This window comes from Vibrio sp. CB1-14, from assembly GCF_040412085.2.
Lineage (GTDB): Bacteria > Pseudomonadota > Gammaproteobacteria > Enterobacterales > Vibrionaceae > Vibrio > Vibrio chaetopteri.
The window spans coordinates 802972-824731 of the sequence record NZ_CP115920.1 but is presented as its reverse complement, the minus strand read 5'-3'; the positions used below and the strand labels follow the sequence as shown (position 1 = coordinate 824731).

Below are 21760 nucleotides of genomic sequence, written 5' to 3'. Positions count from 1 at the left end.
ATTAAAGCGCACTGTATTTCTCCCGGAGTCGTTGTCTCACCCACTCCGCTAGCGAGTTCACTACAAAGGTAAAACTAAACAAGATAAGCGCCATCAGGAACAGCAAGCGGTAGTGACTGCTACCAACCTCAGATTCAGGTAACTCGACAGCCATAGTGGCCGATAGCGTTCTCATACCTTCGAAAATATTCCAATCGAGGATCGGCGTATTACCCGTTGCCATCAGCACGATCATCGTCTCGCCAACGGCGCGCCCTAGTCCCATCATGACCGCAGAGAAAATGCCTGGACTGGCGGTAAGCAGCACTACATAGATCAGTGTTTGCCACTGTGTCGCTCCTAGCGCTAGCGAGCCATCAGACAGGTGTTTGGGAACTGAGAAAATGGCATCTTCGGCAATGGTAAAAATAGTTGGGATAACCGCAAAGCCCATAGCAAAGCCCACCACTAAAGCATTGCGCTGATCGAAATCAATTCCATGTGTCGCGAGAAATACTCTTGCATCACCATTGAACAACATCACTTCCATATCACTAGATAACGCCATTGCCAAATAGATGGCAATCAAGATGACAGGTATGAGGGTGAAAGGATGTAAGCCGCTTGGCAGCTTTGATGTGTACGCTTTAGGGATGGCGTACCACACCGCGCCAGACAACAAAGAGAGCAGCGGTAATGCCACCAGCAACAGCAAAATCGCCGGTAAATGCGTTTCCACGATAGGGGCGAACCAAAGTCCTGCCAAAAAGCCAATAATGACGGTTGGCAACGCTTCCATTAGCTCGATCGTCGGCTTAACCACGCGGCGCATTTTCGACGACATAAAGTACGCGGTGTAGATGGCGCCAAACACCGCAATCGGCACAGAAAACAGCATCGCAAATAGAGCTGCCTTTATGGTACCAAACGCAATCGGAACCAGACTGTATTTGGCTTCAAAATCATCGGAAGCGGCGGTGGTTTGCCAAATAAATTCCGGCTCAGGGTAGCTTTCGTACCACACCTTTTGCCACAATGCACTCAGCGAAATCTCTTGGTGCTCATTAGGTAGATAGGCGCGGTACATTGCACCCTCAGACAACACTAGCGCGTAATGGCCATTGTTGGACAAGGCGAAATCACGCACGTCTGAACTAGGCACTGGGCTCTCGGAAACGAGCTTTTCGCTCGTGGTATAGAGACTTTGCAACTGAAAGCTGTTTGACGCTGATTCAGAAGTCTGTGGACTCGCAAGCAGTACGTTGAAGCCCTTACTCGTAGCCTCTGCCGTCAAAAACGCGATATCAGCATCAAACTGAAATGAGCGAATCGGCGTAAGTTTACGCTCGCCTTCAATCAATACATCAAACCATTGCCAAACCTGCTGATTGTCATATTGCACCAGCAGCGAATATGCCCCAGACAACAAATGTACACCACTGACGTTGACACCATTCGGCGCCGATAAGTCAACCACCTCACGTGCGTATAGCGAATGTCCATTGCGGTTAATCACCACCAGCTGATTGCCGAAGCGAACATATAAGGTGCGACCATCTGGCGTAACGACCAGCTCTTTTGCGCCCTCAATCGTGGTTGGTAAGGTAGCAAAAGAGAACTCACCACTGCTTGATTCCGTGGCGTGGTGTGAATACCCAGCTTGCAGCATGCCGCGCTCATCGATACTAGCAATGACAGTTTCACCTTTATTGACCACTGCATTGACCAGCTTCGCGTTAGGCAGCGAGATCCATTGCTCCTCATCAAGATCAGGAACAATCAACTGTGCATCACCACTACTTTGATCCAGTTGTAATTTAGGTTTTAGCGCGGCGTAACGACCTTTACTATCCACCGCTAGCAGTATTTTTTCATCGACGGCCTGCAAGCGCACAATGTTATCTGGCAAACGATGTGAAGTCTGTTCACCCGTAACAAGCGACTGTTGGATATAACCACCATCGGCAAAAAAGAATAAGCCGTCATGACCACTATCGCTGACTAAGGTTAAAACTGGCGTTTCTGCAATATCAGAGCTGATCGCGGGCTGCCATGTGACCTCGTTATCGGAAAATAGAGGCAGTGTGACATAAGCTAAGTAGACGAAGATGAAGATAAGCCCAGCGAGTACACTCAAGCCACCAAATGAGACGATCCAACGCACCAAACGATCTTTGATCAGACGTTTTCTATCTTTGGTATGAAGTGAAAAATTGGCCGTTGCCATAATCTACTAATGTTCTCTTATGATGCAGTTTGAGTGTTATCAGGCGTTTGCCTTCAAGGACGAGAGGCAAGTGAACAGCATGCACGAATTGCCTCAACATAATATTTCGTTTAGATGACAGTTATATTACATAGCATCTAAGGTGCTGAAAATAATGAAATGTGTCGCGTTGCACGCTTTTTGAAATAAAAATGTCATATACAATCTCTAAGGTTCACGACAAGATTCATCTTACATTCCGCTTTGCTGCTTCCCAGTAGTGAGCCCAAACGTCGGTGGTTGAGTACATGAGCGCAGAAAAACTCTATATAGAAAAAGAACTTAGTTGGTTATCGTTTAATGAGCGCGTGTTGCAAGAAGCCGCGGATAAAACAGTTCCACTGGTCGAAAGGATCCGTTTTTTGGGGATCTTTTCCAACAACTTGGATGAGTTCTATAAAGTTCGTTTTTCAGACGTCAAACGTCGTATTTTGATCAACCAAGACCGCGGCGTTAATGACAACTCTAAACACCTGCTTGGGAAGATGCAAAGCAAGGCGCTCAAACTTAACCAGCGCTTTGATGAACTGTATAGCGAGCTGATCATGGAGATGGCTCGCCGACGCATTTTCCTCGTCAATGAAACTCAGCTTGATGACACCCAGCAGAAGTGGATTAAAAAGTACTTTAAAAAAGAAGTGCTGCCGCACATCACCCCACTTATGCTCAAAGACGACATTGATGTTTTACAGTTTCTGAAAGACGAGTACGCGTATATCGTCGTCGACCTTAAAACCAACGACAGTTCTCAATATGCGATCTTAGAGATCCCAACCGATCACCTACCTCGCTTTGTCATGGTGCCGGAGCAAAAAGGCAAACGCCGTAAGACCATCATTCTGCTTGATAACATTATCCGCTACTGCCTTGATGAACTCTTTCGTGGTTTCTTCGACTACGACGAGCTCAACGGTTATGCAATGAAAATGACCCGTGATGCAGAATACGATTTAAGCCATGAGGTTGAACACAGCCTGTTAGAGCAAATGTCAGAAGGGGTAAGCCAGCGTTTAACGGCAATGCCGGTACGCTTTGTTTACGAGCGCGATATGCCAGAAGAAATGTTAACCACGCTGTGTGACAAGCTGGGTATCTCGAACTACGACAGTTTGATCCCAGGCAGCCGCTATCACAATTTCAAAGACTTTATCGGCTTCCCTAATGTCGGTCGTGATTATCTAGAAAATAAGCCCCTGCCGCCAATGCGCTGCGCTGATTTTGACGGCTATGACAACACCTTCGATGCCATCCGCGCTCAAGATATTCTGCTCTACTATCCATACCACACGTTTGAGCACATTACGGAATTGGTTCGCCAAGCCTCGTTCGACCCTAAAGTGCTGAGCATTAAGATTAACATCTATCGTGTTGCCAAAGACTCACGTTTGATGAACTCTCTGATTGATGCCATGCACAATGGCAAGAGCGTGACTGTGGTGGTAGAACTGCAAGCTCGCTTCGATGAAGAGGCCAACATTGAGTGGTCAAAAGTACTGACCGAGAATGGCGTCCACGTAATTTTCGGTGCGCCGGGCTTGAAAATCCACTCTAAGCTGCTGCTGATAAGTCGACGCGAGGAAGGAGAAATCGTTCGTTACGCTCACGTAGGGACAGGGAACTTCCACGAGAGAACGGCACGGATCTATACCGACTTTTCGCTGCTCACTGCGGATCAAGAGATCACCAATGAGGTGCGCAATGTGTTCGGTTATATCGAAAATCCTTATCGTCCGGTCAGGTTTAACCAACTGATTGTCTCACCGCGTAACTCTCGTAAGCAGCTCTATCGCTTAATTGATACCGAGATCGCCAACGCACAAATCGGCAAAAGAGCGGCGTTGACGCTCAAAGTAAACAACCTTGTCGACAAAGGTCTGGTGAGTAAACTGTATGAAGCAAGCAGCGCAGGCGTAAAAATCAATATGATCATCCGTGGTATGTGCTCACTGGTACCAGGAATTGAAGGTGTCAGTGATAACATCAAAATTATCAGTATTGTCGATCGCTTTTTAGAACATCCTCGCGTTATTATTGCTCATAACGATGGTGATCCACAGGTGTACATCTCCTCTGCAGATTGGATGACGCGAAACATCGACCACCGAATTGAAGTGGCTGCACCTGTGCGAGATGAACGCTTAAAGCAACGTATTATCGATATCGTCAACATCCACTTTACCGATACGGTAAAGGCTCGTTGGATTGATAAAGAGATGAGCAACACCTATGTTCCTCGTGGTAATCGCAAGAAAGTTCGTTCACAAATTGCTATTTACGACTATCTTAAACAGGTAGAGAAGCAAACTAGAAAACGCAAACAAAAACTAGAACATAATGAGTCAAACCACGGACACGAACACTAAAGATCAACCGACGAATGACGTTATCACCAAAGATGTGGCAGCGATTGACCTTGGGTCAAACAGCTTCCACATGGTGGTCGCCAAAGTCGTCGACCAAGACTTGCAACTAGTCAGCAGGCACAAGCAACGCGTCAGACTGGCTTCCGGTTTGGATGAGCATGGAAACTTAGATGACGCCGCAATGGAGCGAGGCCTGGAGTGCCTCGCGATGTTTGCCGAACGTCTACAAGGCTTCGAGGTCGACAATGTTCGTATTGCCGCAACCCATACTCTTCGTATCGCAGCCAATGCCCATGTCTTTTTGCAAAAAGCTCGTGATGTTCTGCCTTTCCCCATCGAAGTCATTCCTGGTGAAGAAGAAGCACGTCTTATCTATGCCGGTGTTGCTCATACGCAAACCGAGTCCAACTCAAAGTTAGTCGTTGATATTGGTGGTGGTAGTACCGAACTTATTATTGGAAAGGCGTTTGAGCCTGTGCTGCTTAACAGTACTCAAATGGGCTGCGTCAGTTATACCAGTAAGTACTTCGCCAACGGTAAGCTTTCGTCTAAGAACTTCACCAAAGCCATTCTCTCGGCCAGACAACGCCTTGAAGCTTTGACGCCGCGTTACAAAAAGAAAGGCTGGGAAGTGTCGCTCGGCTCCTCTGGCACCATCAAAGCCATCAAAGAGGTGCTCGTTGGGATTGGCTATGAAGATGGCATCATCAATAATAAGCGACTTTATAAGCTCATCGACAAACTGTGTGAGTTCGACAGCATCGATGATATCGCACTGCAAGGACTAACCCCTGAGCGCAAACCTGTGTTTGCGGCAGGCGTTGCCATTCTCACCGCTATCTTCGAGAGTCTTAAAATCAAAGAGATGCACTTTTCTTCTGGTGCGCTGCGTGAAGGCTTACTATATGAAATGGAAGAACGTTTTGAGCGCTCTGATATTCGTATGCGCACTGCTGAGAACTTAGCCAAAAAACACTTTGTCGATCTTGAGCACGCCGCGCGAGTGCGAGGTCAAGCACACGAGTTTTTGAATCAAGTGCACGAGTCGCTGGGGCTTAAAAAGAAAAGTGAATTGTTCAGCTTATTGGAATGGAGCGCTCTGCTTCACGAAGTTGGACTGAGTATTAGTTATCAAGCCTTCCACCGGCACTCGAGTTATATTCTCAACCATACTAATATGCCTGGCTTTAACAGCGAACAGCAGTTGGTGCTCGCCACCTTGACCCGCTTTCAGCGCAAAGCGCTTAAACTGCAAGAGCTGCCTGAGTTTACCCTCTTCAAGAAAAAGCACATTGTCGGCCTAATTGGTATTTTGCGTTTGGCGATCATCGTTAATGGCCAGCGCAATGAGGAGCTGTTGCCACTTGAGCTTTCCATCGACGATGAGACTTGGACACTTACCAGCACCCAAAGCGACTGGCTAGAGCAAAACAAGCTGCTGCAAGCGGATTTACAAACCGAACAAATCTACTGGGAGTCAGCAGGCTGGAATCTTGTATTCTAAGCGCCTAGATGTGACTGACAACTAAAACTAAAAAAAGCGGCAAATAGGCCTAATGCTTGTAAGTTAAGAAGCTAACACCTTTTAGAAGGCCTAGTCGCATAGCGACTGGGCCTTCTTTTTTACCGCTCTTGGATAGCTCCTATCTCGCCTTTCTGGCAACGTAAAACTCTCAGCCATATCTAGGATATAGTTCATCACCTCCGGGATTCTTCCAGGTGCGACGGCAGGAAGGAGTTGTAACTGTCCTATTAAGAACAACGAAGCTTGTTTAAAGCCTATCTGGTAAGGCATTACCTTGTTTTGGTCGTAGGCCATTTGGCACATTAAGAACCGAAGTAAGTTATAGGCCAACAGCATCCCCCACAGTTCTTGTTCTATTAGTTCGGGCTTTTTGCTTCTTAGAGTCAGGTTGTTTTGAAGCATATATTGTTTCATCTCTCGATAACCCAACTCTATCTCCCATCGATGTCCATAAAGCTCTGAGATGTCTTTTCCTGGGTAGCGCAAGGGGTCAGTCATCGAGGTTAACAACCGTACCTCCTTACCCTTAATAGTCTTAGTTATCAATCGAGCTTCCAGTGTTTCTGGTGCATCGTGCCACTTTTCCTAGCTTGAGGGGATAGCTTTAATTCGACCAACTCTTGCCCACGCCCTAACTTGCGAAGCATTGTGTATTGAGCTCCTTTACGCATTGGAATAAGCCAATGCCTCTCTACCCTGTTGTCTGCCAACGGTGCAATAGTCCTAGAGCGTAAAAACCTCTATCGAAGATAGTTAGGCTATGGTCGGGAGAGCGCTCAATGAGCTCCGTAGTTAAGTCCACTTCGCTCTTTGATGTAGAGTCGAACGATGCACTATTTAGAAGGTGACTTGTCAGCTCCATATGGCAGACCATTCGGATCTGAGGGTATTCGGACGAGCACTTTTGATTCCGAGTTCGACTGAAGCGCTCATCATTGTCTTTAGTATCAGGGGTTCGCCAGACTACACCGTCGACCGCATGAAGTGTTAAACCATGCCAGTCTGGGTGGGGCGTTTTGTCATTCCATAGTTTCTGCGTTTGAGTAAAGACGGATTTCATGACATCGGAGCCCAGCCTTTGTCTTGCCTGAATTACTGCACTCGGAGCAACAAATGGCTTCTTACCTGGGAGAAGAATATCCAGCTTCGAGACGACCTTCTCCATGGACAAATGGCGATACAGAGACATCCCAACAACACTCCAAACCATCATTTCCATTGGTAACCTTCGTCTGCGAATAGTCGTAATTCCTGTATCTTCCAAACACTGGGAAATGAGTTCTGGAGAAAGCAGATCAGATAAACCCGAAAGTTGCTCTGCAGAGAATTGATGAACTTGGTTAAGAGCCTGTCTTAAAAACATAAAAAAAATCCGAGTGCATTGAATACACTCGGATTTTGACACTTTGAATGGATCGTTCAACCGATCATTTAGTTGTTAACTGATCGGCATTAGGCAAATAGGCCGCTTTTTTTGTCCGTTAGAGCACCAGATTATTCGATACTCAGCCCCACTTTGGCCAATTCACCTTTTGCAAACTCAAGACTCACCGGAACATAGCCGTCTTTCTGAACGATCCGCTGCCCCTCTCGAGAATAGATATAACGAATATAGGCTTCTTCAATCGGCGAGAGAGCGCGGTTAGGGTCTTTATTCACGTACACATAGAGAAAGCGCGATAACGGATAATGCCCCGACTGAACATTCACCTGAGTCGGCAGTACGTATTGCTCCCCATGGTTGGCAATAGGCACAAGCTTAGCACCTGATACCTGATAACCAATCCCAGAGTAACCTATGGTGTTAATCGATGAAGCGACCGACTGCACCACAGAGGCAGAACCCGGCTGCTCATTAACATTACGTCTAAAGTCTCCGCCACATAGTGCTTTATCCTTAAAGTAGCCGTAGGTACCGGAAACAGAGTTGCGCCCAAAGATTTGAATCGCACGTTCATCCCAAGGTGTTTCAATACCAAGCTGCTTCCAAGTTTGCAGATACTCAGCCCCCCCACAGCGAAGGGTTGATGAGAAAATTGCATCAAGCTGCTTAAAGTTAAGTCCTTCAATCGGGTTGTCGAGGTGAACAAACAACCCAATTGCATCGATAGCGACTTTAAGCGCTGTTGGCTTATAACCATATTGGCGCTCAAAGGCTTCGATTTCACGCGAGCGCATTTCTCGGCTCATAGGGCCAAACTGCGCAGTCCCTTCGGTCAATGCCGGTGGCGCCGTCGACGAGCCAGAAGCTTGGATCTGCGGGTTCACATTTGGGTAAAGATATTTGAATTCTTCGAGCCATAATGTGGTCATGCCGGAGAGCGTATCTGAACCTACAGAAGAGAGGTTACCCGATACGCCAGAGAGCTTACTGTACTTGGGAAGTTCCTGTGCCAAAGCGGTGCCCGACAACAGTACACACAACATTAATCCCTTAGCGACGCGCGCTACTAACGTCGTCATCACTGAACCACCAATCGTTCAGGTAAAATGAACGAGAACTTACTGCCCACACCTACTTCAGAGTGAATTTCCAAGTGTGAGTCGTGATGCGATAGAGCGTGTTTTACAATCGCTAAGCCGAGTCCACTGCCGCCAGTATCACGAGAGCGCGCCTTATCGACACGATAAAAGCGCTCCGTCAATCTGTGCAAATGCTGCGCTTCAATACCATCACCGGTATCTTCAACCTCTAGATGTGCACCTTGAGAAGACTGATACCAACGCACTTTGACATTCGCCCCTGGTGGAGTGTATTTCACTGCGTTGTAAACCAGATTTGAAATCGCGCTGCGCAGTTGATCATCATCACCAAATACGCGCAAGCTATTGTCGACATCGAAGCTGATCTTATGCTGATCGTCACCGCTTAAACTCACCGCTTCTTTTTCTAACACCTCAAGCATTGCGGGAACATTAACGACCTCATCAAGCTCGTGCATGGGTGCAGCTTCAATTTTCGATAACGTCAACAGTTGGTTAACCAAACTATTCATGCGGTTGAGCTGCTCAGTCATGACACCGTGCGCTTTGGTCCACATAGGATCGACAACCATATCTGGGTCTTCGGTCATCTCTAAGTAACCTTGCAACACCGTCATTGGCGTACGAAGCTCATGAGAAACGTTAGCAAAGAAGTTACGACGCATGCCTTCAAGCTGTTTCAGCTGGCTGACATCACGCACCACCATCAAGTGTTCTCCTTCTGTGTACGGCACAATACGCAGTTCGAGCATCCGCTCAACGTTTAGAGGTGAGCGCATCTCTAACGGTTCGGAGAAATCTTGCTTACTAATGTATTTGATAAAATCAGGCGTGCGGATCAAATTGGAGATAGGCTGCCCCGAATCATCAGGCCAACGGAATCCTAATAGATGTTGAGCGAGCTTGTTGCACCAAACGATATTGCCTTCACTTCTAAATACAACGACGGCATCGGGAAGCGATTCCGCACCGTTTTTAAAGCGGCGGATAAGGTTTGTTAACTCTTTGCGCTTGCGGCGCTGCCTTTGCTGAAGGCGATAGATGCCGTTAAATAACGACTCCCAATTTCCGGTACCGGATGGCGGGGTAAGGCGCTTTTCATCCCACAGCCAAGCAGACAAACGCAGCTGATTATGTAGGTGCCATATCAACTGCAAAACCGTGGCAACCAGAAGCAACCACGGCATGTATCCAAATATCCACCCAACGACAATCCATGGGGTGTAAAAAAAAGCCAGCTCCCAGGCCAGCTTTTTCCAGGTTAACCTTTCAACCATTTACCTCTCCAGTTCGATGCTAGCCCTTGGTTGAGAAACGGTAGCCAGCGCCTCGAACGGTTTGAATCAATTTATCATGACCTGCTGATTCAAGAGCTTTACGTAGGCGACGAATGTGTACATCGACGGTACGGTCTTCAACGTAAACGTTGGTGCCCCATACATTGTTTAGTAGCTGCTCACGGCTGTAGACGCGCTCTTGGTGAGTCATAAAGAAGTGCAGCATCTTAAACTCGGTTGGCCCCATATCAAGAGGCTGGTCATTCGCGGTAACGCGGTGAGAGACTGGGTCTAGCTTAAGGCCTTGTACATCAATCACATCTTCGAGTGCTGTTGGTGTCACGCGACGAATCACCGCCTTAAGGCGAGCAACCAGCTCTTTTGGTGAAAATGGTTTAGTGATGTAGTCGTCCGCACCCACTTCTAGGCCGCGCACTTTATCTTCTTCTTCACCACGAGCAGTAAGCATCACAACAGGGATATTGCGAGTCAGCTCTTCGCGTTTCATGTGCTTGATAAAATTAATGCCAGAACCGCCAGGTAGCATCCAGTCTAGTAGAACAAGATCTGGGAAAGGTTCAGCCAGTTTGTTAACTGCCGTATCGTAATCTTCAGCTTCTACAGCTTGGTAGCCTTTCTGCTCTAATACGAAACACAGCATTTCGCGAATTGGTGCTTCATCCTCGACCACCAGGATCCTTCTAGACATATCTGAATAACCTTTTGGAATCTAATCAACTTCATGCATTATCAAGAATTATTATGACACTTTTGTGACCATTGAAAACAATTTTTAATATAACTTTCGCACAAGATCTATTGCGATAATCGAGATTTAAGCTAGGACAATTTAAGCAAAATTGCCTATTATGTGCAGCTATCTATTCTAAAGGTGAGAGTAATATGTGGTTTAAAAACTGTTTGGTCTATCGATTCAACAAGGAACTTGAGTTTAATGCAGATAAGCTAGAGCAGCAGCTTGAAGAGTTTCGCTTTACTCCTTGTGGTAGCCAAGACAAACAGAAGTTTGGCTGGGTCACGGCACTGGGTAAGCATGGCGATATGATGACCCATGTTTCTGAAAACCGAATTCTACTGTGCGCCAAAAAAGAAGAGAAAATGCTACCTGCATCGGTTATCAAAGACTCTCTAGCTAGCAAAGTAGACGCACTTGAGACTCAAGAAGGTCGCCCTCTTAAGAAGAAAGAGAAAGACGATCTCAAAGACGAAATCATCATAGACCTTCTGCCACGTGCATTTAGCCGCAGCAATCTTACTCACCTTCTTATCATGCCGAAAGAAGGCTTTGTGATTGTTGATGCCAGTAGCTACAAAAAAGCTGAAGACGTGATTGCGCTACTGCGAAAGACCATGGGTAGCCTTCCTGTTATTCCAGCATTCCCAGAGCAGCCAATTGAGAACACGCTAACCGAATGGGTAAAAACCAACGAAGCACCAACAGGTTTTAACCTTCTTGATGAAGCTGAGTTGAAATCAGTCCTAGAAGACGGCGGCGTTATACGCTGTAAGAAACAAGAGCTGTCTAGCGACGAAATCCTTGGTCACATTGAAGCCAACAAGTTTGTGACTAAACTTTCGCTCAACTGGCAAGATCGTATCGAGTTTATATTAGCCGATGACGGCAGTATCAAACGCTTGAAATTCAGTGACGAGCTGAAGGATCAAAACGATGATATCCCACGTGAAGATGCTGCTGCGCGTATTGACGCTGACTTCTCACTTCTATGTGGTGAATTTGGTGCCTTCTTACCTAACTTGTACGACGCGTTAGGCGGCCTACCTAAGCAATAACCCCTTCTCTATCAAGCTCGCTTCTCAGCCCTAACTGTTGCTCTTGAGTAGCGAGCCTGATTCAAAACTTGGAAATCTCCCCATACTAGCGTAAAATTTGCGCCCCTTAGTGCCATTAGGTGGCACAACACTGACTTGTAATCAGATTAGAGATATAAAGCAATGTTTACTCCAGAACTTCTGTCACCAGCTGGCAGCCTCAAAAACATGCGTTACGCATTCGCATACGGCGCAGATGCAGTTTACGCAGGTCAACCTCGTTACAGCCTTCGTGTTCGTAACAACGAGTTTAACCACGAAAACCTAAAAATCGGTATCGATGAAGCGCACGCTCAAGGTAAAAAGCTATATGTGGTATGCAATATTCAACCACATAACTCAAAGCTAAAGACGTTCATCCGTGACCTTAAACCAGTAGTAGAAATGGGTCCAGACGCCCTAATCATGTCTGACCCAGGCCTTATCATGATGGTTCGTGAAGCCTTCCCAGATATGCCTATTCACCTATCGGTACAGGCGAACGCAGTAAACTGGGCGACGGTTAAATTCTGGGCTGCGAATGGCGTCGAGCGCGTAATCGTCTCTCGTGAGCTATCACTAGAAGAGATCCAAGAGATCCGTGAACATTGCCCTGAAACTGAACTAGAAGTATTCGTACACGGTGCACTTTGCATGGCGTACTCTGGTCGTTGTCTACTGTCTGGCTACATCAACAAGCGCGATCCAAACCAAGGCACATGTACTAACGCATGTCGTTGGGAGTACAAAGTTGAGAAAGCAACAGAAAACGATGCAGGTCAAATCGTAGAAGAGTTCACTCCAGAAGCTCAAGCTGTTGAAGTCGTTGACGAGCGCCCAGAGACCACAATTGGTCGCGGTAAACCAATTGACGACGTTGTACTGCTCTCTGAAAGCCACCGCCCTGAAGACAAAATGGCGGCGTTTGAGGACGAGCATGGTACGTACATCATGAACTCAAAAGACCTACGTGCGGTTCAGCATGTAGAGCGTTTGACGAAGATGGGCGTTCACTCGCTTAAGATTGAAGGTCGTACTAAGTCTTTTTACTACTGTGCTCGTACTGCACAGGTGTATCGAAAAGCGATCGACGACGCCGTTGCAGGTAAGCCATTCGATGAGTCACTAATGGGTACGCTAGAAAGCCTAGCTCACCGTGGTTATACCGAAGGCTTCCTACGTCGCCACACACACGACAGCTACCAGAACTACGATTACGGCTACTCTGTATCAGACTCTCAGCAATTTGTTGGCGAATTTACTGGTAAACGTCGTGGTCAATTGGCAGAAGTAGAAGTGAAGAACAAGTTTATCGTTGGCGACAGCCTTGAGCTGATGACACCGAAAGGCAACGTTGTCTTCAACCTAGAAGTGATGGAAAACCGCAAGTCAGAAAGCATTGATGACGCGAAAGGTAACGGCCACTTTGTCTTTATTCCAGTACCAGAGGAATTGGATCTGGACTACGCACTACTTATGCGTAACCTAAACTCAGGACAAGATACACGTAACCCAACGGGTAAGTAATCATGGCGCTGCTCATTACTGACAAGTGCATTAACTGCGATATGTGTGACCCGGAATGCCCAAATGGCGCTATTACAATGGGCAGTGAGATTTTTGAGATCGATCCTGCGCTGTGTACTGAGTGCAAAGGCCATTACGAGAAACCAACTTGTCAATCGGTATGCCCAATCACGAAATGCATCATCACCGATCCCAATCATGTGGAAACGGATGAAGAGCTGTTAGAAAAGTTCGTGATTATTCAAGGCATGGCCTAAACGTAAAAAGCCTCCCAATGGAGGCTTTTTTATGGTTCATCGCGGCTTTCCGGGGAAAGCCGCCTTTATCTTTAAAAAGAAATAATCGATATCTCGGTAACCGTAGCCCATTCGTTTGATTAACTTTATCTTGTTATTTATCCCCTCGAGCGTACAAGTATTGAGTGGGTAACTTGCAGAAGCAACTATGCCATGAAGATACGGTTTGAGCTTTCTCGCGAAGTCCATAAGCGGTTTGATCCCGCTTTCTTGAACTTGCTCCCACCATACCTTCCATAAGTCTTCCGCTTCGCTTTCTGACTGGCACCTCCACAACTCTTTAAGCTGAGAGCCAAGTAAATACGTCACCATTAAGTCCTTGTTCATAGTTAAGATCTCATTTAAATAGCTCTCCTGCTTACTGTCTAAATTGCCTCTGTTTTTGAGGAGAACCCAACGTGAACGTTTAATCCATTGACGCGCTTTCTTGTCATGTTTGAGTTGATTAGCTTGGTCAACTCTGACTCTATCCATCACTTCCCGTCCAAACTTAGCGACCACATGGAATAAGTCGTACACAATGCGGGCATTAGGACAATGTTGTTGCACTTCGAGGTCGAAAGCCGTATTCATATCCATCGCAACGGCTTCTATGTTCTGACCATGCTCACCGAGTAACTCAAAAAAGGGACGGATATCTTTTCGGCTGCGTCCGACGCCTATCCAAAGCACTTGATGCGTCTTAGCATCCGCGATAACAGTGGCATAACGATGCCCCTTGAAGAGAGCAAACTCATCCATGACCAGTTGTCTCAGCTCTGCCCAGTTAACCTCTGGCACCACATTTTGCAGCCTGCGCTTATCTATCTCCTTGATTGTATGCCAATGAACGCCCGTCATTTGGGAAATATGTTTGATAGGGAGAAGAGGCAGCAACAGTTCAATATAACTACGCAAGCGGTTAGTAAGGCGAGCGAAAGGTTCAAGCCAAGAAATAGATTCGGTTTTGATACCGCAGTCAGGACACTTGATACGCCTTGTTTGTAGGGATAGCTCGACGGGTACGCCGAGAATCATCGCTTCCTTAATCGTGCGCCACTGAGAATCATGTGTGGCTTGGACATGTTGCCCACATGAACATCGAGCAGTCGTACTGGGTTTGAGAGTAATCGTGATGAGAGAAGATGTTTGGACAGACTTTACGACATGAAAGCCTTCCCAGAACGATGATAGGAAAGTATGATTCGGCATGAAAACGGTAGTTTGTGTAAGGTTGTGTTTGGCGATGTAACCTTATCACTTACTACCGTTTTTGTTTTAAGTCCCCGCTAATCCGCGATGAACCTTTTTTATTACCCAGACTTTTCGATTGGGAACACATTGCAGTACAACTCTTTCTCGTACTGTATCTCCAGCTTTTTGCGCCAGTTTTCCGCAGAGTTTATGGGAATCAAATAGAATTTCTCTCTGCTTGTATCAGTCACAAAGGCAATGCCATGTTGCATCAATTCGTAGTGAATGTCGTTTACAAACCCTAACGTAAAGCTTTGCCTACCAGATAATTGATTAATGTCCTCTCTGGTTAGGATCACTCCGTCTTTTTCCGTCGCGAACCTCTCTCTTAGCCATCGGGCAAACTGCCTTGATGATATCATTGTCATAACAGTAGTCCTTACCCAAAATCATAGGGGAACACCCCCTATAAAGCAGCAGAACAGCCCTAAGTAAGAAAACAATAAAACCTAGAAAACAACGACTAATCCACTGAAGTACTGATAACAATAGTCAACAACTAGCCACTTCACCAGTCGCATTTGTGAGAGCGATACCAATCAGTTAGTTAACCGTAATGGCTACCATTATCGTAATAGCTTGCAGGCTCAAGTGCGACGAATATGACTGCAACATCGAGCTCTTTGCCCAGAGCAGATCGGATCTGTTCAGTAATAACAACAGCAACCTTATCCTTCACCTCCTGCCCACGATCAAACCACAGCACTTCCACAAACGGATAAGCGTGACTTAACTTACCATCGAAGTAAAACGTTGAGCTAACGTGTTCAATAGTGAAGTCTTCTCTTGGGCAATCCATAAGCGGTTGAAGCTCGTCAACTAATGGGCTAGAAAGGGTTTTGACTATCTCTGACTCCAGAGCTCTAAAACGTAAATGGGGCATAATCATATCCATATATGTAATGATGATTATGAGTATATCAGTGAACTATAAGATTCGAGAATATAGGAGTGCGGAAACAAAAAAACTCTGACCTAAGTCAGAGCCTTTGAATACTACAGATGTAAAAAAGCCTCGTCGAAAGACGAGGCTTTAAAGATGGCAGGGGTGGACTGGGCCGGCATTCCGGAGGTTCGACCGGGCCGGCGACCCAGCTCCCAACACATTGCTTTGAAAAAGCAAAAACGAAAAAGGCTCCGACCTAAGTCAGAGCCTTTGAATATGGCAGGGGTGGAGAGATTCGAACTCCCAACACGCGGATTTGGAATCCGCTGCTCTGCCAATTGGAGCTACACCCCTGTAGTTATTTTTAAGACTTAACTTTGTCTAAATAAGTGGCGGAGTGGACGGGACTCGAACCCGCGACCCCCGGCGTGACAGGCCGGTATTCTAACCAACTGAACTACCACTCCGCAGTGGCATACTTGCTATTGCAAGTGTCCAAAATTCAAAGCCTGGCGATGTCCTACTCTCACATGGGGAAACCCCACACTACCATCGGCGCTATTGCGTTTCACTTCTGAGTTCGGCATGGAAATCAGGTGGGTCCACAATGCTATGGTCGCCAAGCAAATTCTGTTTTGCCTTCAGATTTTCTGAAAATCTGAAAACAATAAATCCGGAAAGCTGTTAATGCGTTCTCTACACATTCAATTTGTTCTTGCTTTGAGTCCAATCAAAACCCTTTGGGTGTTGTATGGTTAAGCCTCACGGGCAATTAGTACAGGTTAGCTCAACGCCTCACAACGCTTACACACCCTGCCTATCAACGTTCTAGTCTCGAACAACCCTTTAGGACACTTAAAGTGCCAGGGAAGACTCATCTCAGGGCTCGCTTCCCGCTTAGATGCTTTCAGCGGTTATCGATTCCGAACTTAGCTACCGGGCAATGCCATTGGCATGACAACCCGAACACCAGAGGTTCGTCCACTCCGGTCCTCTCGTACTAGGAGCAGCCCCCTTCAATCTTCCAACGCCCACGGCAGATAGGGACCGAACTGTCTCACGACGTTCTAAACCCAGCTCGCGTACCACTTTAAATGGCGAACAGCCATACCCTTGGGATCGAACTTCAGCCCCAGGATGTGATGAGCCGACATCGAGGTGCCAAACACCGCCGTCGATATGAACTCTTGGGCGGTATCAGCCTGTTATCCCCGGGTACCTTTTATCCGTTGAGCGATGGCCCTTCCATTCAGAACCACCGGATCACTATGACCTGCTTTCGCACCTGCTCGAATTGTCATTCTCGCAGTCAAGCGGGCTTATGCCATTGCACTAACCACACGATGTCCAACCGTGTTTAGCCCACCTTCGTGCTCCTCCGTTACTCTTTGGGAGGAGACCGCCCCAGTCAAACTACCCACCAGGCACTGTCCGCAGCCCCGATAAAGAGCCAACGTTAGAACATCAACACTACAAGGGTGGTATTTCAAGGACGGCTCCACGAATACTGGCGTACTCGTTTCAAAGCCTCCCACCTATCCTACACATGTAGGGTCAATGTTCAGTGCCAAGCTGTAGTAAAGGTTCACGGGGTCTTTCCGTCTAGCCGCGGGTACACTGCATCTTCACAGCGATTTCAATTTCACTGAGTCTCGGGTGGAGACAGCGTGGCCATCATTACGCCATTCGTGCAGGTCGGAACTTACCCGACAAGGAATTTCGCTACCTTAGGATCGATTATAGTTACGGCCGCCGTTTACCGGGGCTTCGATCAAGAGCTTCGACCTAAGTCTAACCCCATCAATTAACCTTCCGGCACCGGGCAGGCGTCACACCGTATACGTCATCTTACGATTTTGCACAGTGCTGTGTTTTTAATAAACAGTTGCAGCCACCTGGTATCTGCGACTCCCCATAGCTCCATCCGCAAGGGACTTCACCGCGAGGAGCGTACCTTCTCCCGAAGTTACGGTACCATTTTGCCTAGTTCCTTCACCCGAGTTCTCTCAAGCGCCTTGGTATTCTCTACCCGACCACCTGTGTCGGTTTGGGGTACGATTCCTTACAATCTGAAGCTTAGAGGCTTTTCCTGGAAGCATGGCATCAATGACTTCACTACCGTAGTAGCTCGACATCGTGTCTCAGCCTTAAAGAGAGCCGGATTTACCTAACCCTCAAGCCTACGCACTTGAACCTGGACAACCGTCGCCAGGCTACCTAGCCTTCTCCGTCCCCCATCGCAATTGTAAGAAGTACGGGAATATTAACCCGTTTCCCATCGACTACGCCTTTCGGCCTCGCCTTAGGGGTCGACTCACCCTGCCCCGATTAACGTTGGACAGGAACCCTTGGTCTTCCGGCGTGGAGGTTTTCACCCCCATTATCGTTACTCATGTCAGCATTCGCACTTCTGATACCTCCAGCAGACCTTACAGTCCACCTTCAACGGCTTACAGAACGCTCCCCTACCCAATGACCTAAGTCATTGCCGCAGCTTCGGTTTATAGCTTAGCCCCGTTACATCTTCCGCGCAGGCCGACTCGACTAGTGAGCTATTACGCTTTCTTTAAATGATGGCTGCTTCTAAGCCAACATCCTAGCTGTCTAAGCCTTCCCACATCGTTTCCCACTTAGCTATAATTTGGGACCTTAGCTGGCGGTCTGGGTTGTTTCCCTCTCCACGACGGACGTTAGCACCCGCCGTGTGTCTCCCGGATAGTACTTACTGGTATTCGGAGTTTGCAAAGGGTTGGTAAGTCGGGATGACCCCCTAGCCTTAACAGTGCTCTACCCCCAGTAGTATTCGTCCGAGGCTCTACCTAAATAGATTTCGGGGAGAACCAGCTATCTCCAGGTTTGATTGGCCTTTCACCCCTAGCCACAAGTCATCCGCTAATTTTTCAACATTAGTCGGTTCGGTCCTCCAGTTGATGTTACTCAACCTTCAACCTGCCCATGGCTAGATCACCTGGTTTCGGGTCTATATCCAGAGACTGAACGCCCAGTTAAGACTCGGTTTCCCTACGGCTCCCCTAAACGGTTAACCTTGCCACTGAATATAAGTCGCTGACCCATTATACAAAGGTACGCAGTCACACCACGAAGGTGCTCCTACTGCTTGTACGTACACGGTTTCAGGTTCTATTTCACTCCCCTCACAGGGGTTCTTTTCGCCTTTCCCTCACGGTACTGGTTCACTATCGGTCAGTCAGTAGTATTTAGCCTTGGAGGATGAATTCTCCATATTCAGACAGGATATCACGTGTCCCGCCCTACTCGATTTCACTGATGATGAGATGTCGACTACGGGGCTATCACCCTTTACTGCGGCACTTTCCAGAGCCTTCGTCTGTCTCATTAAAAGCTTAAGGGCTAATCCAATTTCGCTCGCCGCTACTTTCGGAATCTCGGTTGATTTCTCTTCCTCGGGGTACTTAGATGTTTCAGTTCCCCCCGGTTCGCCTCGCTGAGCTATGTATTCACTCAGCGATAACTGCTTATGCAGTTGGGTTTCCCCATTCAGGAATCCCAGACTCAAAGGTTATTACTACCTAATCTGGGCTTATCGCAAGTTATTACGCCTTTCATCGCCTCTGACTGCCAAGGCATCCACCGTGTACGCTTAGTCACTTAACCATACAACCCCAAAGAGTCTCAAAGAAACCTCGAGATTGTCGTTAAACAACCAAAGTTGTCTGCAATTTTTATACATGATGCAGACTCGATTTTGCCGGACTCAAATATGAATAGCTTTCGCTATTCCCAAGAACACTTGAATGTGTGTTGGTACCTAAATGACTAAATCATCTAGGATTTGAGAACTTTTAAATGAATAACATTAATCAAATGTTATTCGTCAGCTTTCCAAATTGTTAAAGAACGAGATTTGCTTTCTAGTTAAAGAAAGAAACCATTTTTAAATATTCTCAAAGAGAAAACACTTAAAGATGGTGGAGCTATGCGGGATCGAACCGCAGACCTCCTGCGTGCAAGGCAGGCGCTCTCCCAGCTGAGCTATAGCCCCATCAGTGTTGATGCTTATCGCCAATCATCTGGGAGGAAGATTGGTGGGTCTGAGTGGACTTGAACCACCGACCTCTCGCTTATCAGGCGAACGCTCTAACCACCTGAGCTACAGACCCAAGCATCGTCTTTAATTCATAAACCTAATCAATCTGTGTGAACACTCATCGCAATAATCTATTCGTATAAGGAGGTGATCCAGCCCCAGGTTCCCCTAGGGCTACCTTGTTACGACTTCACCCCAGTCATGAACCACAAAGTGGTGAGCGTCCTCCCGAAGGTTAAACTACCCACTTCTTTTGCAGCCCACTCCCATGGTGTGACGGGCGGTGTGTACAAGGCCCGGGAACGTATTCACCGTGGCATTCTGATCCACGATTACTAGCGATTCCGACTTCATGGAGTCGAGTTGCAGACTCCAATCCGGACTACGACGCACTTTTGGGATTCGCTCACTTTCGCAAGTTGGCCGCCCTCTGTATGCGCCATTGTAGCACGTGTGTAGCCCTACTCGTAAGGCTATGATGACTTGACGTCGTCCCCACCTTCCTCCGGTTTATCACCGGCAGTCTCCCTGGAGTTCCCGACATTACTCGCTGGCAAACAAGGATAAGGGTTGCGCTCGTTGCGGGACTTAACCCAACATTTCACAACACGAGCTGACGACAGCCATGCAGCACCTGTCTCAGAGTTCCCGAAGGCACCAAAGCATCTCTGCTAAGTTCTCTGGATGTCAAGAGTAGGTAAGGTTCTTCGCGTTGCATCGAATTAAACCACATGCTCCACCGCTTGTGCGGGCCCCCGTCAATTCATTTGAGTTTTAATCTTGCGACCGTACTCCCCAGGCGGTCTACTTAACGCGTTAGCTCCGAAAGCCACGGCTCAAGGCCACAACCTCCAAGTAGACATCGTTTACGGCGTGGACTACCAGGGTATCTAATCCTGTTTGCTCCCCACGCTTTCGCATCTGAGTGTCAGTATCTGTCCAGGGGGCCGCCTTCGCCACCGGTATTCCTTCAGATCTCTACGCATTTCACCGCTACACCTGAAATTCTACCCCCCTCTACAGTACTCTAGTCCGCCAGTTTCAAATGCAGTTCCGAGGTTGAGCCCCGGGCTTTCACATCTGACTTAACGAACCACCTGCATGCGCTTTACGCCCAGTAATTCCGATTAACGCTCGCACCCTCCGTATTACCGCGGCTGCTGGCACGGAGTTAGCCGGTGCTTCTTCTGTCGCTAACGTCAAATGATGCAGCTATTAACTACACCACCTTCCTCACGACTGAAAGTGCTTTACAACCCGAAGGCCTTCTTCACACACGCGGCATGGCTGCATCAGGCTTGCGCCCATTGTGCAATATTCCCCACTGCTGCCTCCCGTAGGAGTCTGGACCGTGTCTCAGTTCCAGTGTGGCTGATCATCCTCTCAGACCAGCTAGGGATCGTCGCCTTGGTGAGCCATTACCTCACCAACTAGCTAATCCCACCTGGGCTAATCTTGACGCGAGAGGTCCGAAGATCCCCTCTTTAGCTCGAAGGCATTATGCGGTATTAGCCATCGTTTCCAATGGTTATCCCCCACATCAAGGCATATTCCCAGGCATTACTCACCCGTCCGCCGCTCGACGCCGTTAACGTCACCCGAAGGGTCAGTTAACTCGTTTCCGCTCGACTTGCATGTGTTAGGCCTGCCGCCAGCGTTCAATCTGAGCCATGATCAAACTCTTCAATTTAAGATTTTGTCGGCTCAATGAATACTGACTTTAAACTACATAAGTAATCTAAAGCTATTATCGTTCCAACAGAACGATAATGAATTGACTGTGCCAAGTCTTTCGACTTGATTGGTCACTCAGTTCATTGAAAACCTAATTTGATACCGAGGTATCTAATTTGATTATCATCAACGAGTGCCCACACAGATTGATAGGTTTATATTGTTAAAGAGCTTGTTTCGAAGCTTGCTTCAAAACGGACGGCCATTTTAGCGAGATAAGCTTTAGTGTCAACCACTTTTTTCAACTTATTTTGCTTGGCTTCCTCAGAAGCTTTTGACCTTCTGACTCGT

12 protein-coding genes, 4 tRNA genes, 3 rRNA genes and 1 pseudogene are annotated in these 21760 nt (G+C 47.4%); 5 read left to right on the top strand and 15 right to left on the bottom strand.

The genetic code is table 11. The annotated features are described in order from the left end of the window. Position 1: 1 nt before the first annotated feature. Positions 2 to 2206 (bottom strand): ABC transporter permease subunit, encoded by a 2205-nt coding sequence (locus PG915_RS03685; protein WP_353497915.1) that lies wholly within the window; start codon positions 2204 to 2206, stop codon positions 2 to 4. 287 nt (positions 2207 to 2493) lie between these two features. Between PG915_RS03685 and ppk1 the strand changes: the two genes are divergently transcribed. Both ppk1 and ppx read left to right on the top strand, forming a co-directional pair. Next, a complete protein-coding gene (ppk1, locus tag PG915_RS03680; RefSeq protein WP_353497914.1) occupies positions 2494 to 4608 on the top strand; it encodes a polyphosphate kinase 1 in 2115 nt (704 codons plus the stop codon). Then, entirely contained in the window at positions 4580 to 6112 is a 1533-nt protein-coding gene (gene ppx, locus PG915_RS03675) for an exopolyphosphatase (RefSeq protein ID WP_353497913.1), read from the top strand. The genes ppk1 and ppx overlap by 29 nt, the downstream gene beginning before the upstream one ends. A 90-nt stretch (positions 6113 to 6202) precedes the next feature. On the opposite strand, the pseudogene PG915_RS03670 reads toward ppx, so the two are convergent. The 4 genes and pseudogenes from PG915_RS03670 to phoB all read right to left on the bottom strand — a co-directional run bounded on the left by PG915_RS03670 (position 6203) and on the right by phoB (position 10603). After that, positions 6203 to 7496 (bottom strand): annotated as a pseudogene (locus PG915_RS03670) (IS4 family transposase). 131 nt (positions 7497 to 7627) lie between these two features. Then, entirely contained in the window at positions 7628 to 8596 is a 969-nt protein-coding gene (locus PG915_RS03665) for a PstS family phosphate ABC transporter substrate-binding protein (protein ID WP_353497912.1), read from the bottom strand. Then, positions 8596 to 9894: a phosphate regulon sensor histidine kinase PhoR gene (gene phoR, locus PG915_RS03660; RefSeq protein WP_353497911.1), complete on the bottom strand. Its 1299-nt coding sequence runs from the start codon at positions 9892 to 9894 to the stop codon at positions 8596 to 8598. Before phoR ends, PG915_RS03665 begins: the two co-directional genes overlap by 1 nt. A 19-nt stretch (positions 9895 to 9913) precedes the next feature. Beyond that, positions 9914 to 10603 (bottom strand): phosphate regulon transcriptional regulator PhoB, encoded by a 690-nt coding sequence (phoB, locus tag PG915_RS03655; RefSeq protein ID WP_042500693.1) that lies wholly within the window; start codon positions 10601 to 10603, stop codon positions 9914 to 9916. Between the two features lie 194 nt (positions 10604 to 10797). On the opposite strand from phoB, the gene rdgC reads away from it, so the two are divergent. The 3 genes from rdgC to PG915_RS03640 all read left to right on the top strand — a co-directional run bounded on the left by rdgC (position 10798) and on the right by PG915_RS03640 (position 13508). Next, a complete protein-coding gene (gene rdgC / locus PG915_RS03650; protein WP_353497910.1) occupies positions 10798 to 11706 on the top strand; it encodes a recombination-associated protein RdgC in 909 nt (302 codons plus the stop codon). Between the two features lie 162 nt (positions 11707 to 11868). Next, positions 11869 to 13251 carry a tRNA 5-hydroxyuridine modification protein YegQ gene (yegQ, locus tag PG915_RS03645; RefSeq protein ID WP_353497909.1) on the top strand — a complete coding sequence of 461 codons (1383 nt, stop codon included), beginning with the start codon at positions 11869 to 11871 and terminating at the stop codon, positions 13249 to 13251. A 2-nt stretch (positions 13252 to 13253) separates the two neighbouring features. Next, the gene (locus tag PG915_RS03640) at positions 13254 to 13508 is read left to right on the top strand and encodes a YfhL family 4Fe-4S dicluster ferredoxin (protein WP_042500690.1); all 255 of its coding nucleotides are present in this window, start codon (positions 13254 to 13256) and stop codon (positions 13506 to 13508) included. Between the two features lie 36 nt (positions 13509 to 13544). On the opposite strand, the gene PG915_RS03635 is transcribed toward PG915_RS03640, so the two are convergent. The 10 genes from PG915_RS03635 to PG915_RS03590 all read right to left on the bottom strand — a co-directional run bounded on the left by PG915_RS03635 (position 13545) and on the right by PG915_RS03590 (position 21425). Further along, positions 13545 to 14738, bottom strand: a complete 1194-nt coding sequence (locus PG915_RS03635) for an ISL3 family transposase (protein ID WP_353497908.1) — start codon at positions 14736 to 14738, stop codon at positions 13545 to 13547. A 101-nt stretch (positions 14739 to 14839) separates the two neighbouring features. Continuing rightward, positions 14840 to 15148 (bottom strand): hypothetical protein, encoded by a 309-nt coding sequence (locus PG915_RS03630; RefSeq protein WP_112460995.1) that lies wholly within the window; start codon positions 15146 to 15148, stop codon positions 14840 to 14842. A 179-nt stretch (positions 15149 to 15327) separates the two neighbouring features. Further along, positions 15328 to 15663: a DUF1904 domain-containing protein gene (locus PG915_RS03625; protein ID WP_353497907.1), complete on the bottom strand. Its 336-nt coding sequence runs from the start codon at positions 15661 to 15663 to the stop codon at positions 15328 to 15330. Between the two features lie 280 nt (positions 15664 to 15943). Next, a tRNA-Trp gene (locus PG915_RS03620) sits at positions 15944 to 16020 on the bottom strand. 36 nt (positions 16021 to 16056) lie between these two features. Next, a tRNA-Asp gene (locus PG915_RS03615) sits at positions 16057 to 16133 on the bottom strand. A gap of 40 nt (positions 16134 to 16173) precedes the next feature. After that, positions 16174 to 16290 (bottom strand): 5S ribosomal RNA (rrf, locus tag PG915_RS03610). A gap of 127 nt (positions 16291 to 16417) precedes the next feature. Further along, positions 16418 to 19302: ribosomal RNA gene (locus PG915_RS03605) — 23S ribosomal RNA — on the bottom strand. Positions 19303 to 19614: 312 nt separating this feature from the next. After that, positions 19615 to 19690, bottom strand: a tRNA-Ala gene (locus PG915_RS03600). 41 nt (positions 19691 to 19731) lie between these two features. Next, positions 19732 to 19808, bottom strand: a tRNA-Ile gene (locus tag PG915_RS03595). Positions 19809 to 19875: 67 nt separating this feature from the next. Then, positions 19876 to 21425, bottom strand: a 16S ribosomal RNA gene (locus PG915_RS03590). The 16S, 23S and 5S rRNA genes sit together here with 4 tRNA genes alongside, the layout of an rRNA operon. Between the last annotated feature and the right edge of the window lie 335 nt (positions 21426 to 21760).